We start from the raw sequence: 12808 nt of genomic DNA, 5'->3' as shown, positions 1-12808 counted from the left end.
CAAACACGTCTCTTCCTTTCCCCTCCCCCCCCCCCCCCCCCCCCCCCCTCCCCCCCCCCCCCACCCCCCCCCCCCCCCCTCTCCCCCCCCCGGGGCCCTGTGCCGTCCGCGGCCCGCGGCGCTGCTCAGTCGTGCCAGGCTCCGGCTTCCTCCAGCAGCGGCTGGAGCGAGGCGAAGACGGCCGGGGTGGCCGCCAGGGCCAGCTCCCCCGAGGCCGGTTCCGAGGGGCGTCCGCCCGTCAGGGCGCCCGCCTCGCGGGCGATCAGCTCGCCCGCCGCCAGGTCCCACGGGTTCAGCCCGCGCTCCCAGTAGCCGTCGAGGCGCCCGGCCGCGACGTCGCACAGGTCGAGCGCCGCCGATCCGCCGCGCCGGACGTCCCGCACCAGCGGGATGATCCGCCCGGCCACCTCGGCCTGGTGGGCCCGCCGCGTCTGGACGTACGCGAACCCGGTGGCGACCAGCGCCTGGTCCAGCGGTGCGGCCGGCCGGCAGGCCAGCCGGGCGGTGCCCGACCAGGCCCCGCCGCCCAGCACCGCGTGGTACGTCTCCCCGCGCATCGGCGCCGCGACGACGCCCGCCACCGTCTCGCCCCGGTACTCGGCGGCGATGGACACGCCCCAGCTCGGGAGCCCGTAGAGGTAGTTCACGGTGCCGTCCAGCGGGTCGACGACCCAGCGCACCCCGCTCGTGCCGGGGCTGTCCGCGCCCTCCTCGCCCAGCAGCCCGTCGGCGGGCCGCCGCTCGGCGAGGATGCCGGTGATCAGCTTCTCGGCGGCGATGTCCATCTCGGTCACCACGTCGATGGGGCTGCTCTTCGTCGCGGCCACCGCCAGGTCGGCGGGCCTGCCGTCGCGCAGCAGCTCCCCGGCCCGCCGGGCGGCCTCCAGGGCCACGTCCAGCAGCTCGGCCTTCAGCTCTTCGGAGATCACTCGTTCCCCCTACGCGTACGGGCTGTCCGCGCCGGCGGCGGCCGGCCGGGGCGTGCGGGCCGGGCAGCAGCCCACCGCGCACAGGTCGTGGCTCTGGCCCAGGGTGCCCACCCAGCACTCCCGGGGCTGCTCCCCGCGCTCGCGGGCGGCGCGCTCCAGCACGAGTTCCCGTACCGCCCCGGCGAAGCGGGGGTCGGCGCCGACGGTCGCCGAGCGCTCGGCGGGCAGGCCCAGCTCGGCCGCCTTGGCCGTGGCCTCGGTGTCGAGGTCGTACAGGACCTCCATGTGGTCGGAGACGAAGCCGATCGGCACCATGACGACGGCTGGCGCGCCCTCGGTGTGCAGGGCCTCCAGGTGGTCGCAGATGTCCGGCTCCAGCCACGGAATGTGCGGGGCGCCGCTGCGGGACTGGTAGACGAGCCGCCAGGGGTGCGCGGTGCCGGTCTCGACGGCGACGGCGTCCGCGATGACCCGGGCGACGTCCAGGTGCTGCCTGACGTAGGCCCCGCCCCGGCCGCCCTCGGTGTGCTCCTCGGCCGGGCCTGAGGCGTCGGCCGCGGAGTCCGGGATGGAGTGGGTGGTGAAGGCCAGGTGGGCCCCCTCGCGGACGTCGTCGGGGAGTGCGGCGAGCGAGGCCACCACGCCGTCGATCATGGGCTCCACGAAGCCGGGGTGGTTGAAGTAGTGCCGCAGCTTGTCGACGCGGGGCAGCTCCAGCCCCTCCTCGGCCAGGGTGGCCAGTGCGTCGGCGAGGTTCTCGCGGTACTGGCGGCAGCCCGAGTACGAGGCGTACGCGCTGGTGGCGAGGACGGCGATGCGGCGGCGCCCGTCGCGGACCATCTCGCGCATCACGTCGGTCAGGTACGGGGCCCAGTTCCGGTTGCCCCAGTAGACGGGCAGGTCCAGACCGTGCTCGGCGAAGTCCTTGCGCAGGGCGTCCAGCAGCTCGCGGTTCTGCGCGTTGATGGGGCTGACCCCGCCGAAACCGAAGTAGTGCTGCCCGACCTCCTTGAGCCGCTCGCGCGGGATGCCGCGGCCGCGGGTGACGTTCTCCAGGAACGGCACGACGTCGTCGGGTCCCTCGGGGCCGCCGAAGGACAGCAGCAGCAGGGCGTCGTAGGGGGCGGCGAGGCCTTCGGCCGCGGGCGCTTCGGGGGCACGGAGCTGGTCTGACATGCCTCGAATCCTGCCACTCGGGGTCCGCCCGGGAGAACCGCCCGGTCCGCATCCCGGACGCGGCGTAGGTAAGGTAACCCTAAGTCGAAGCGTTGATTTTTCCCCATGCGGGTGCCTTGTCGGCAGTCGTAACCTGTATGGGCCGATGACGTCCCTTACGGAGCGACCTTGCCCAGTCCCTACCGCGCGATCTTCGCGGCCCCCGGAACCAAGGGGTTCAGCGCCGCCGGCCTCATAGGCCGCCTGCCCATATCCATGGTGGGCGTCGGCATCCTCACGATGATCTCCGAGATGACCGGCCGCTACGCGATGGCGAGCGCCCTCACCGGCACCCTGGCCCTGGCCGCGGCGGTCATCGGCCCCCTGGTCTCCCGCCTCGTGGACCAGTACGGACAGCGCAGGGTGCTGCGCCCGGCGACCGTGATCTCGGTCGCCGCCGTCACCGCCCTGGTCCTGGCCGCCGCGTACGGCCTCCCCGACTGGACGCTCTTCGTCTTCGCCGCCGTCGCCGGCTGCGTGCCGAGCGTCGGCTCGATGGTCCGCGCCCGCTGGACCGAGCTCTACCGCGACTCCCCGCGCGAGCTGCACACCGCGTACTCCTTCGAGTCCGTGGTCGACGAGGTGTGCTTCATCTTCGGCCCGATCCTCGCCATCGGCCTGTCCACCACCTGGTTCCCCGAGGCCGGACCGGTGATCGCGGCCGGCTGCCTGCTGGTGGGCGTCTGGCTGCTCACCGCGCAGCGCTCCACCGAGCCGGCCCCGCACCCGCGCAGCCCGGACGCCGACCGCACCTCGGCCCTGCGCTCGCCCGGCCTCCAGGTGCTCACGGCCACCTTCGTGGCGACCGGCGCGATCTTCGGGTCCATCGACGTGTCCACCCTGGCCTTCGCCGACGAGCAGGGCAGCAAGTCCTCCGCCAGCTTCATCCTGGCGATCTGGGCGGCGGGGTCCTGTATCGCCGGGATCGTCTTCGGTCTGCTGCACCTCAAGGGCAAGGCCGAACGCCGATGGGTCCTGGGCATATGTGCGATGGCCGTGAGTATGATCCCCCTCCTACTGGCCGGGAACCTTCCGATCCTGGCCGTGGCGCTCTTCGTCTCGGGCCTCGCCATCGCTCCCACGATGATCACCACGATGGCCCTGATCGAGGCGCACGTACCACGCGCGAAGCTCACCGAGGGGATGACCTGGATCAGCACCGGCCTGGCGGTCGGGGTCGCGGCAGGCTCCTCGGTGACCGGTCTGGTCATCGACGCGGCCGGCGCCCAGCGCGGGTTCGTGGTCTCGATCTCCTCGGGAGTGGCCGCGGCGGCGGTGGCGTTCGCGGGTTACCGCCGGCTGACGAGGCCGGCGCAAGGGGAGGAGCCTGCCAGCGATGGCGACGTCGGGGACAGCAGCAACAGCGAAGAACGCACCGGGCACGTGGCGTAACTGGGCGGGCAACGTCCGCGCCACGCCCGCGCGCGTGGTCACTCCGGCCTCGGTCGGGGAGCTCCGGGAGGCGGTCCGCCGGGCCGCGGAGGAAGGGCTGCGGGTGAAGGCGGTCGGCACCGGCCACTCCTTCACCGCGGCGGCCGCGACCGACGGGGTGCTCGTACGGCCGCAGGCGCTCACCGGGATCCTGTCGGCCGACCGGGAGGCGGGCACCGTCACCGTGGCGGCCGGCACCGCCCTCAAGGACCTCAACCGGGACCTGGCCCGGCAGGGCCTGTCGCTGACCAACATGGGCGACATCATGGAGCAGACGGTCTCCGGCGCCACGAGCACCGGGACCCACGGCACCGGCCGCGACTCGGCCTCCATCGCCGCCCAGATCCGCGCGCTGGAGCTGGTCACGGCGGACGGCCGGCTGATGACCTGTTCGGAGAAGGAGAACCCCGAGGTCTTCGCGGCGGCCCGGCTCGGCATCGGAGCCCTGGGCATCGTCACCTCGATCACCTTCGCGGTGGAGCCGCTCTTCCTCCTGACCGCCCGCGAGGAGCCGATGCGCTTCGACCGGGTCACCGCCGAGTTCGACCAGCACGTCGCGGAGAACGAGCACTTCGAGTTCTACTGGTTCCCGCACACCGGCAACTGCAACACCAAGCGCAACAACCGCAGCCAGGGCCCCGCCTCCCCGCCCGGCGCGGTCGGCGCCTGGATCGAGGACGAGCTGCTGTCCAACGGCCTCTTCCAGGCCGTCAACTCCCTGGGCCGGGCCGTGCCGGCGGCCATCCCCTCGATCGCCCGCGTCGCCAGCCGCGCCCTGTCGGCGCGGACCTACACGGACATCCCGTACAAGGTGTTCACCAGCCCGCGCCGGGTGCGGTTCGTGGAGATGGAGTACGCCCTTCCGCGCGAGCGGGCCGTGGAGGCGCTGCGCGAGCTCAAGGCCATGGTCGACCGCTCGCCGCTGCGGATCAGCTTCCCGGTGGAGGTGCGCACGGCCCCGGCGGACGACATCACGCTGTCCACGGCCTCGGGGCGGGAGACGGCCTACATCGCGGTGCACATGTACCGGGGCACCCCGTACCAGGCGTACTTCACGGCCGCCGAGCGGATCTTCACCGCCCACGGGGGACGGCCGCACTGGGGCAAGGTGCACACCCGCGACGCGGAGTACCTCGCCGCGGCCTACCCGCGTTTCGGCGAGTTCACCGCGCTGCGGGACCGGCTGGACCCGGACCGGCTGTTCGGCAACGACTACCTGCGGCGGGTGCTCGGGGACTGACCCCCGCTCAAGGGGCGCCGGGCGACGGCTCGCGGCCGCCGCCCGCACCGCTCGGGGCGGGACCGGGCCGCGGGCCGTCCTCCGAGGGGGACGGGGCCGGGCCGGGCGTCGCCGAACCGGAGGGGGCGGGGCTCGGGCTCCGGCCGCCGGGCGTGCGGGAGGGACTCGGGGAGGTCCCGGACTCCGGGGTCCGTCCGCCCTTCCCCTCCTGCCCTCCCGCGCCGTCCCCGCGGTCGCCCGCGCCCCGTTCGCCGTGCCGGTCCGCGCCGCCCCCGCCGCCCCCGCCGCCCCCGTCCCGGCCGGACTCCGGTGCGGAGGGCTTGTGGTCGGAGGCCGTGCGGGAACCGCCGGACAGGATGGTGCGGCCGTCGCTGCTGACCGAGGTGCCCGCGAAGGCCTCGTACGTCCCGAGGCCGCCGAGGGCGAGGGCGAAGGCGGCCCCGGAGGCCACCGCCGTGCGCTTCCAGCCGCGTACGCGGGTGCCGTGCACGGTGGCCTCGCCGAACTCCCCCGGCGGCGGGACCGCTTGCCCCGCGGCCGGCGGCGCCTGACGGGCCCTGGGGCGGGCGCTCTCGCGCAACTGGTCGCCGGTGCGCCGGAAGACGTGCTGGATGACGGGCCCGCCGGCGGTGGCGACCATGCTGACCACGCCGGCGCCGAGGATGGTCCCGTAGACGCCCATCCGGGAGGCGAGCAGCGCCGCCGCGACGGTGGCGAGGGAGCTGCCCGCGATCTGGGCCACGCTCAGGTCGAGCTTGCTGCGCGCCGGTTCCGCCGCGTCCGCCGCGCCTGCCGGACGGTCCGGGCCCGCCGGCCGGTCCTGGTTGTCCGCCCGCGTTCCGTTCGCCGCTTCCCGACCCATCCTCATCCCCGGTGTGTCCCGCCTCTCGCGCCTCTCCTCTTCCGAGAGTTAGGGACCCATGAGTGAAACGGAAAGTTCCGTTTCTGCGGATTCTGTGAAGCAGGACACCCGAAAACGGCAGCGTGCGCAGGTGGGCCCGGTCGCGGCCCCGATTCCGGGCAGGCCGACTCCCGGCGGCCGCGACAAGTTCGGCGGCGCGGCGGTCCACCCGGGTGGCCCGAATGGAGTACTGTGGCGAGCCCTGGGACCGTCCTTCCTTACGGCTGTCCGGACTCGGGAGAGGGGGCCGGCTGATGGAGAAACGGCACTCAAGACCGGTGATACCGCGGTATCGCACGGGTTCCTGCTGCGCACAGTAACCACTTGGTCACTGTGCGTGCCCAACAGGTAACCGTGCCATAACGTCGATCAAGGGCGCATGCCCGACACGCCGGTTTAACTCGGCAAGGTTGTGGCAGGCTGCACCCGGGCAGGCCACACTCGACTAGCGGAAGCAGCGACGCACGTGACGTCGGCAGGCACCACCCGGGAGGTCCCCATGCCCGAACTGCGTGTCGTGGCCGTCTCGAATGACGGAACACGACTGGTGCTCAAGGCTGCGGACAGCACGGAGTACACGCTTCCGATCGACGAGCGGCTGCGGGCTGCCGTGCGCAATGACCGCGCGCGCCTGAACCAGATCGAGATCGAGGTGGAGAGCCACCTCCGCCCCCGCGACATCCAGGCGCGCATACGGGCCGGTGCCTCCGCCGAGGAGGTCGCCCAGCTCGCCGGCATCCCGGTCGACCGGGTGCGCCGCTTCGAGGGCCCGGTGCTGGCCGAGCGCGCCTTCATGGCCGAGCGGGCCCGCAAGACCCCCGTGCGACGCCCCGGCGAGAACACCGGACCGCAGCTCGGCGAGGCCGTGCAGGAGCGCCTCACGCTGCGCGGGGCCGACAAGGACTCCGTGCTGTGGGACTCCTGGCGCCGCGACGACGGCACCTGGGAGGTCCTGCTGGTCTACCGGGTGGCGGGCGAACCGCACTCGGCGAGCTGGACGTACGACCCGCCGCGCCGGCTGGTCGTCGCCGTCGACGACGAGGCCCGCTCCCTGATCGGCGAGGCCGACGATCTGCCGTCGACCCCGGAGCCGAGCTTCCCGTTCGTGCCGAGGATCGCCCGGCTGCCCCGGGACCGGCCGCTGGACCGCGCGCTCGACCGGCAGCTGGAACGGGCCGAGAGCCGGCCCGCCCCGCCGCCCGCACCGGAGCCCGAGGAGGAACGGGACACGCTGACCAGCCTGCTGGAGGCCGTCCCGAGCTTCCGCGGCGATCTGGTCGTCCCGGACCGTACGGAGACCCCCGCCGAGGAGGCCGAGGCCGAGGAGCCCCCGGCCGCGGCGGCATCGGCCGGCGCGGCGTACGCGGACGTACTGATGCCGCGCACGGTGGCGGGCCACCGCGAGCGGCTGACCGGCACCACCGACCGGCAGGCCGAGGCCGACGGGGTCCGGCCGGGACGCCGGGCGGCCGTGCCCAGCTGGGACGAGATCGTCTTCGGCACCCGGCGCAAGAAGCAGGAGTGACCCGCCCGGTGGCGCCCCCGGGGGCGCCACCGCCGCGGACCCGTCAGGGATTCGGGCCGGTGGCCACGGGCCGCTCCGGGTCCGAGGACCACTCCGACCAGCTGCCCGCGTACAGGGCCGCCGGGATTCCGGCCACCTCCAGCGCGAGGACCTGGTGCGCCCCGGATACGCCCGAGCCGCAGTACACGCCCACCGCCGTGTCCCCCGCCGCGCCCAGTGCCGCGAACCGCGCGCGCAGTTCCCCGGCCGGCAGGAACCGGCCGTCCGGGCCGACGTTCTCCGTGGTCGGGGCCGACACCGCGCCGGGGATGTGCCCGCCGACCCGGTCGATCGGCTCGACCTCGCCGCGGTAGCGCTCCCCCGCCCGGGCGTCCAGCAGCAGTCCTGTTCGAGCCAGCTTCGCCGCGTCATCGGCGTCCAGCACGCCGAACAGCCCGGGGGTTGGCTTGAAATCGCCCTCGGCCGGTGTCGGCGCGTCGGCGCTCAGCGCACCCCCCGCCGCCGTCCACGCCGCCAGGCCGCCGTCCAGTACGCGCACGTTCCGGTGCCCCGTCCAGCGCAGCAACCACCACGCGCGGGCGGCCGCCCAGCCCAGACCGCCGTCGTACACGACCACCGGCTCGTCGGCGCGCACCCCGGCGCGGCGCATCGCGGCGCCGAAGTCCTCCGGGTCCGGGAGCGGATGGCGGCCGCCCGCGCCCGGTGGACCTGCCAGTTCGCGGTCGAGGTCGACGTACACGGCGCCGGGGACGTGCCCGGCTTCGTAGGCGGGGCGCTGGTCGGGACCGCCCAGCTGCCAGCGGACGTCCAGCAGCACCGGCGGGCGGGGAGCGGCCAGCTCCCTCCTCAGTTCGGAGGCCGAGAGAATCGCAGTCATGGGCCCATCTTCCTCCCCGTCGCCGAGCCCGTGTAACAAGCCGGACATCGACGGGCCGCAGTGATTCGGTCATCTCTGTTCCGCGCCCCGTTCACGCGGCCGGTCGGGGCGCGCCGGGTGCCGCGGAGTGGAAGCATCTGCGGGGACCACGGAGACGACGGCAGGAGACGGCTGACATGACGGAGGCATCGGGGGCTTCGCGGCGCACGCCCGGCACACCGTGCTGGGTGAGCCTGATGGTGCACGGCCTCGGGAGCACGGAGGACTTCTACGCCGACCTCTTCGGCTGGGAGTACGAGCCCGGCCCCACCCAGTTCGGCCCGTGCGTCCGGGCCCTCCTCGACGGCGAGGAGGTCGCCGGGATCGGCGAGATGCCGCCGGACCGCCATCTTCCGGTGGCATGGACCACGTACTTCGCCACGGACGACGCCGACTGCACCGCCGAGTCCATCCGGTCCTGCGGCGGCACGGTCGCGGTGGGCCCGCTCGACGCGGGGGCGGCGGGGCGGATGGCGATCTGCTCCGACCCGCTGGGCGCGATCTTCGGCATCTGGCAGACCGACGGGCACCCCGCGGCCCGCCGGGCGGGGGCGCCGGGCACCCCGGTGTGGAACGAGCTGCTGACCCAGGAGACCTCGACGGTCGGCAAGTTCTACGAGCACGTCTTCGGGCACGAGGCCGAGCGGCATCCGGACGTCTCGGCCGAGTTCGACTACACGACGCTGCGGCTGGCCGGCCGGCCGGTCGCCGCCGTGCACGGGGTCGGCCGGTCGCTGCCGCACGACCGGGGGCCGCACTGGATGACGTACTTCGAGGTGGCCGACCCCGACGCGGCCGCCGCGCGGGTGACCGAACTGGGCGGCCGGGTGGTCGCCCCGCCCCGGGAGCGGATCACGGGCCGGCTGGCCGTGGTCGCGGACCCGGAGGGGGCGGTGTTCGCGCTGGTGCGGACGGCGCCTGCCTAGGGCCTGTCGGGGGCTGGAGCGGCAGCAGCTGCGGGCGCTTCGCGGTGCGGCCGTCGCCGGAGGAGGTGCCGCGCAGCCGGCGGCCCAGCCAGGGGCCGAGGAAGCCGGCCGCCCAGGCGAGCTCCGCGGCGACGGCCCGGGATGCCGTGCGGGGCGGCCGGGGCGGCAGGGGCTCCCGCCAGGCGCCGTCGCTGCCGGGCAGTTCCAGGGCTTCGGCCAGGGCCGCGGCGATCCGGGCGTGGCCGAGGGCGCTGGCGTGGAGCCGGTCGGCGCTCCACAGCCGCGGGTCGGTGGCGACGGCCGCCCGGCCCGTCTCGGCCACCACGACCCCGTGGCGGGCCGCGGCGGCGCGGACGCGGGCGTTGAGCTCGGTCACGCGGGGGCTCAGCGGCCGGGCCAGCGGCGCGATCCGGGCCACGTCGGGGAAGGTCACGGTGGCCACCCGGGCGCCCGCGCGGGTGAGCGCCGCGAACATCTCCTCCAGCTCCCCGGCCACCTCGGCGGCGTCGAAACGCGGCCGGAGCAGGTCGTTGACCCCGGCGACGACGGTGGCGACGTCCGGGCGCAACTCCAGTGCGGGCCCGAGTTGTTCGGCGCGGACCTGTCCGGCGAGCCGCCCCCGGACCGCGAGGTTGGCGTACGCCAGACCGGGGGTGCGGGCTCCGAGGTGCCCGGCGAGCCGGTCGGCGAAGCCCCGCAGGCCCACCGTGTCGTCACCGTCCCCGAGGCCCTCGGTCTGGCTGTCGCCCAGGGCGACGTAGCGCAGGTACTCAGTCTTCGGCACGGATGCTCCCCTCCCTCTTGCCCAGCACCTCCGCGGTGCGCAGGCACCAGTCCCGGTGGCCCTCCTCGAAGGCCACCCCGCGCAGGCAGGTCAGGTAGCCGCCGATCCGTTCGCCCCGGAGCAGGTACGCGTCCTCGTCCAGGTCTCCGCGCATGTTCCGCAGCAGCTTGCGGAGCAGCTCGATCTTGGCCTCGGCGGCGGCGGCCCGTTCCAGGAGCTGCTCGATGACCGGCGCGGTGCCGATCCGGTCGGCGCTCTGGACCTTCACGAGGAGGTCGTCGCGGATGGAGGAGGGTTTCGAGGGCGTGCCGGCGAACCGTTCCAGTTCGGCCCGGCCGGCGTCGGTGACCCGGAACAGCCGCTTGTTGGGCCGGGACTCCTGCACCACCTCCCGGCCCGCGACCAGCCCGTCCGCCTCCAGCCTCGCCAGTTCGGCGTAGAGCTGCTGGGGCAGGGCGTGCCAGAAGTTCGCGACGCTGATGTCGAAGGCCTTCGCCAGCTGGTAGCCGCTGTACTCGCCGTCGAGCAGTGCCGCCAGTACCGCGTGCCGCAGGGCCATGACCGCTCCCTCTTCCCTTTGGGTGCCCGTGGCGGCACCATACTCAAGAATCTGACTACTCGCATCCTTGAGTAATCACCGACAGGAGGAGGGGCACATGGGCACCATGGAGACCTCGGACAGCGCCGAACGCTTCCGCGCTGCCGTGGAGAAGCACGATCTCGCCGCGCTGGACGACCTGTTCACTGAGGACATCCGGCTCTTCAGCCCGGTCAAGTTCAAGCCCTTCGAGGGCAAGGCGGCCGTCCTGGGCCTCTTCGGCGTCCTGCTGCGCACCTTCGAGGACCTCCGCTACCTGGGCCGGCTGGACGGCGTGGTCGAGACCACCTCGGGCGACGGAGAGGCCCCGACGGCGGTCCTGCCCTTCCGTGCCCTGGTGGCGGGCAAGCAGGTCCACGGCATCGACCAGCTCCAGTTCGACGACGCGGGCCGGGTGAAGGAGTTCACGGTGATGGTCCGCCCCCAGTCCGCCGTGCAGGCCCTGGGACAGGCGGTCCTGGCCGGCCTGATCGCCGACGGGCTGGCCCCGGAGGCCTGACGGCCGGTCATCGGCACGGTCCGCCAGGCCCGTTGGCTCGCACACCCGGCAAGCACTTGCTACATTGGCAAGTACTTGCCGGGTGATGGCGCACGGAGCCGCCCGGCCACCGTCCAGGGGGGACCGTCATGACCGAACAGGCCGCCGCGGCAACGGCGTTGAAGGGGATCGCGGGGATCGAGGCCGGCGCACGCCGGCGCGGCCGGTGGCTCACCGGCTGCCTGTGGGCCTTCGCGGGGTGGCAGCTCGTCCTCGTCCCCACCGTGCTGCTGTGGCACGGGCGGACGGGCACGCTCGTCAGCACGGTGGCGAACGCGGTCGTGGTGATGGGCCTGTCCGCGTTCGCCATGCGCCAGCCGGTGGTCCCCCGGGGCCACGGCCGCCGCTACCTCGGCGCGATCGGCGCGTGGGCCGCCGCGTACGGGCTGTCGCTCGCGCTGGGCCTCACCCTCTTCACGGACAGCACCGCCTTCGCGGCCGCGGCCGCCCTGCTGTGCGCGCTGCCCCCCGCCGCCGCGGCCTGGCGGGAGGTCCGCGCCGCATGACGACTCCCGTCGACCGGACCCCGCACCCGCGCCACGCGCTCGCCCCGCTGCTCTCCTCGGCCGTGCGCCTGTCGATCGTGGCCGCCCTGGCACCCGTGGAGAAGGCCGAGTTCGGCTACGTACGGGACCTCGTGGAGATCACCGACTCCGCACTGTCGAAGCAGGTCGCGCGCCTGGAGGAAGCAGGCTGGGTGACGGTCGAGAAGGGGCGGGTCGGGCGCATGCCGCGCACCTGGCTGCTCCTGACCGGGGAGGGCCTGGCCGGGTACCGGCGGCACGTCGCCGCCCTCACCGCCATCGCGGGACCTCCGCACTGACCCCGGCGTGTCGCCGTCCGGCCGACAGCGCCCCGGTACGAGGATGTGCCGGGCGTCCCGCACCTGACGGAGCGCGCCCAGGCGGCTACGCACCGCCCCCGGGGGCCGCCCGCGAGTACTGTGGAAGGGCTTCCGGGGGCGCACCGGCGGATGGGGTTCACCGTGTCGACATCGAGCCACGAAACATTCGGCGCGCCCTGCTGGGTCAGCCTCATGGCCCGCGACCTCGGCGCGGCGAAGGAGTTCTACAGCGCGGTCCTCGGATGGGAATTCGGGCCCGCCCACCTCGGCGAGGCCTTCGCCGTCGGCTTCGCCTCCGGGGTTCCGGTGGCCGGCATCGGCGCCCTGCCCCCGGCGCTCAGCATTCCCGTCGCCTGGACCCCGTACTTCGCCGTGGACGACGCCGACGTCACGGCGGCCCGTATCCGCGAGCGCAGCGGGACCGTCGCCGTCGGCCCGCTGTCCTTCGGCACGGGGCGGGCGGCCCTCGCCTCCGACCGCGACGGGGCGGTCTTCGGCATCTGGCAGGGCGAGGCCATCCCCGACTGGGGCATGGGCGGCGAGGCCGCCCCGGCCTGGCTGGAGCTGCACACCAGGAACGCCTTCGACGCCGCCATCTTCTACGGCGAGGTCCTGGAGTGGGCCTGTGACCACGCCGGCTGCTGCGAGGTCGCCTACGTGGAGGAGGACGACCGGATCCTGCTCCGCCGCGCGGGCCGGACGGTGGCCCGCCTGCACGGCGGAACCCTCGCGGAGGCCCCCGACCCGCACCTGAGGCCGCGCTGGCGCACCCACTTCCGGGTCCCCGACCTGGACACCGCGGTGGAGGCCGCCATCGCCCTCGGCGGCATCGCCGTCCCCGCCGCGGACTCCGGCGCCTACCCCCACGAGCGCATCCTGCGGGACCGGGACGGCGCCGCGTTCAGCATCGTCGGCCCGGCCGCGCCCGGCCGCTTCTGAGCCCTTCCGGGCCCTTCGAGCC

At 74.4% G+C, this 12808-nt stretch carries 14 protein-coding genes; 8 read left to right on the top strand and 6 right to left on the bottom strand.

The window, feature by feature from the left end; all coding sequences use genetic code 11:
- Window positions 1-125 precede the first annotated feature (125 nt).
- On the bottom strand, window positions 126-929 hold the full coding sequence (locus tag AC069X_RS07145; RefSeq protein ID WP_478725983.1) for an inositol monophosphatase family protein: 804 nt from the start codon (window positions 927-929) through the stop codon (window positions 126-128).
- Window positions 930-938: 9 nt separating this feature from the next.
- The gene (locus tag AC069X_RS07140; protein WP_478725981.1) at window positions 939-2105 is read right to left on the bottom strand and encodes a ferrochelatase; all 1167 of its coding nucleotides are present in this window, start codon (window positions 2103-2105) and stop codon (window positions 939-941) included.
- 168 nt (window positions 2106-2273) lie between these two features.
- On the opposite strand from AC069X_RS07140, the gene AC069X_RS07135 reads away from it, so the two are divergent.
- Window positions 2274-3536 carry an MFS transporter gene (locus AC069X_RS07135; protein ID WP_478725979.1) on the top strand — a complete coding sequence of 421 codons (1263 nt, stop codon included), beginning with the start codon at window positions 2274-2276 and terminating at the stop codon, window positions 3534-3536.
- Entirely contained in the window at window positions 3481-4815 is a 1335-nt protein-coding gene (locus tag AC069X_RS07130) for a D-arabinono-1,4-lactone oxidase (RefSeq protein WP_478725977.1), read from the top strand. The genes AC069X_RS07135 and AC069X_RS07130 overlap by 56 nt, the downstream gene beginning before the upstream one ends.
- A 7-nt stretch (window positions 4816-4822) precedes the next feature.
- Here AC069X_RS07130 and AC069X_RS07125 read toward each other — a convergent pair whose 3' ends face one another.
- A complete protein-coding gene (locus AC069X_RS07125; RefSeq protein ID WP_478725976.1) occupies window positions 4823-5683 on the bottom strand; it encodes a hypothetical protein in 861 nt (286 codons plus the stop codon).
- A 532-nt stretch (window positions 5684-6215) separates the two neighbouring features.
- Here AC069X_RS07125 and sepH point away from each other — a divergent pair.
- A complete protein-coding gene (sepH, locus tag AC069X_RS07120; protein ID WP_478725974.1) occupies window positions 6216-7241 on the top strand; it encodes a septation protein SepH in 1026 nt (341 codons plus the stop codon).
- A 43-nt stretch (window positions 7242-7284) separates the two neighbouring features.
- On the opposite strand, the gene AC069X_RS07115 is transcribed toward sepH, so the two are convergent.
- Window positions 7285-8118 carry a sulfurtransferase gene (locus tag AC069X_RS07115; RefSeq protein ID WP_478725972.1) on the bottom strand — a complete coding sequence of 278 codons (834 nt, stop codon included), beginning with the start codon at window positions 8116-8118 and terminating at the stop codon, window positions 7285-7287.
- Between the two features lie 176 nt (window positions 8119-8294).
- Between AC069X_RS07115 and AC069X_RS07110 the strand changes: the two genes are divergently transcribed.
- Window positions 8295-9083 carry a VOC family protein gene (locus AC069X_RS07110; RefSeq protein WP_478725970.1) on the top strand — a complete coding sequence of 263 codons (789 nt, stop codon included), beginning with the start codon at window positions 8295-8297 and terminating at the stop codon, window positions 9081-9083.
- Here AC069X_RS07110 and AC069X_RS07105 read toward each other — a convergent pair.
- Entirely contained in the window at window positions 9010-9867 is an 858-nt protein-coding gene (locus tag AC069X_RS07105) for an SGNH/GDSL hydrolase family protein (protein WP_478725968.1), read from the bottom strand. The genes AC069X_RS07110 and AC069X_RS07105 overlap by 74 nt on opposite strands.
- The gene (locus AC069X_RS07100; protein WP_478725967.1) at window positions 9854-10426 is read right to left on the bottom strand and encodes a PadR family transcriptional regulator; all 573 of its coding nucleotides are present in this window, start codon (window positions 10424-10426) and stop codon (window positions 9854-9856) included. The genes AC069X_RS07105 and AC069X_RS07100 overlap by 14 nt, the downstream gene beginning before the upstream one ends.
- Before the next feature lie 106 nt (window positions 10427-10532).
- Between AC069X_RS07100 and AC069X_RS07095 the strand changes: the two genes are divergently transcribed.
- The 4 genes from AC069X_RS07095 (at window position 10533) to AC069X_RS07080 (ending at window position 12786) form a co-directional block, all read left to right on the top strand.
- Window positions 10533-10964, top strand: a complete 432-nt coding sequence (locus AC069X_RS07095; protein WP_478726358.1) for a nuclear transport factor 2 family protein — start codon at window positions 10533-10535, stop codon at window positions 10962-10964.
- A gap of 128 nt (window positions 10965-11092) precedes the next feature.
- Window positions 11093-11509: a hypothetical protein gene (locus tag AC069X_RS07090; protein ID WP_478725965.1), complete on the top strand. Its 417-nt coding sequence runs from the start codon at window positions 11093-11095 to the stop codon at window positions 11507-11509.
- Window positions 11506-11826: a winged helix-turn-helix domain-containing protein gene (locus tag AC069X_RS07085; protein ID WP_478725963.1), complete on the top strand. Its 321-nt coding sequence runs from the start codon at window positions 11506-11508 to the stop codon at window positions 11824-11826. Before AC069X_RS07090 ends, AC069X_RS07085 begins: the two co-directional genes overlap by 4 nt.
- A 213-nt stretch (window positions 11827-12039) precedes the next feature.
- Window positions 12040-12786, top strand: coding sequence for a VOC family protein (locus AC069X_RS07080; protein WP_478726356.1), 747 nt, complete (start codon window positions 12040-12042; stop codon window positions 12784-12786).
- The last annotated feature ends 22 nt before the right edge of the window (window positions 12787-12808 follow it).

The sequence above is a fragment of the Streptomyces sp. NPDC043896 genome, assembly GCF_056435605.1.
The sequence above is the reverse complement of the archived record's forward strand: the minus strand, read 5'-3'. Positions and strand labels throughout refer to the sequence as shown.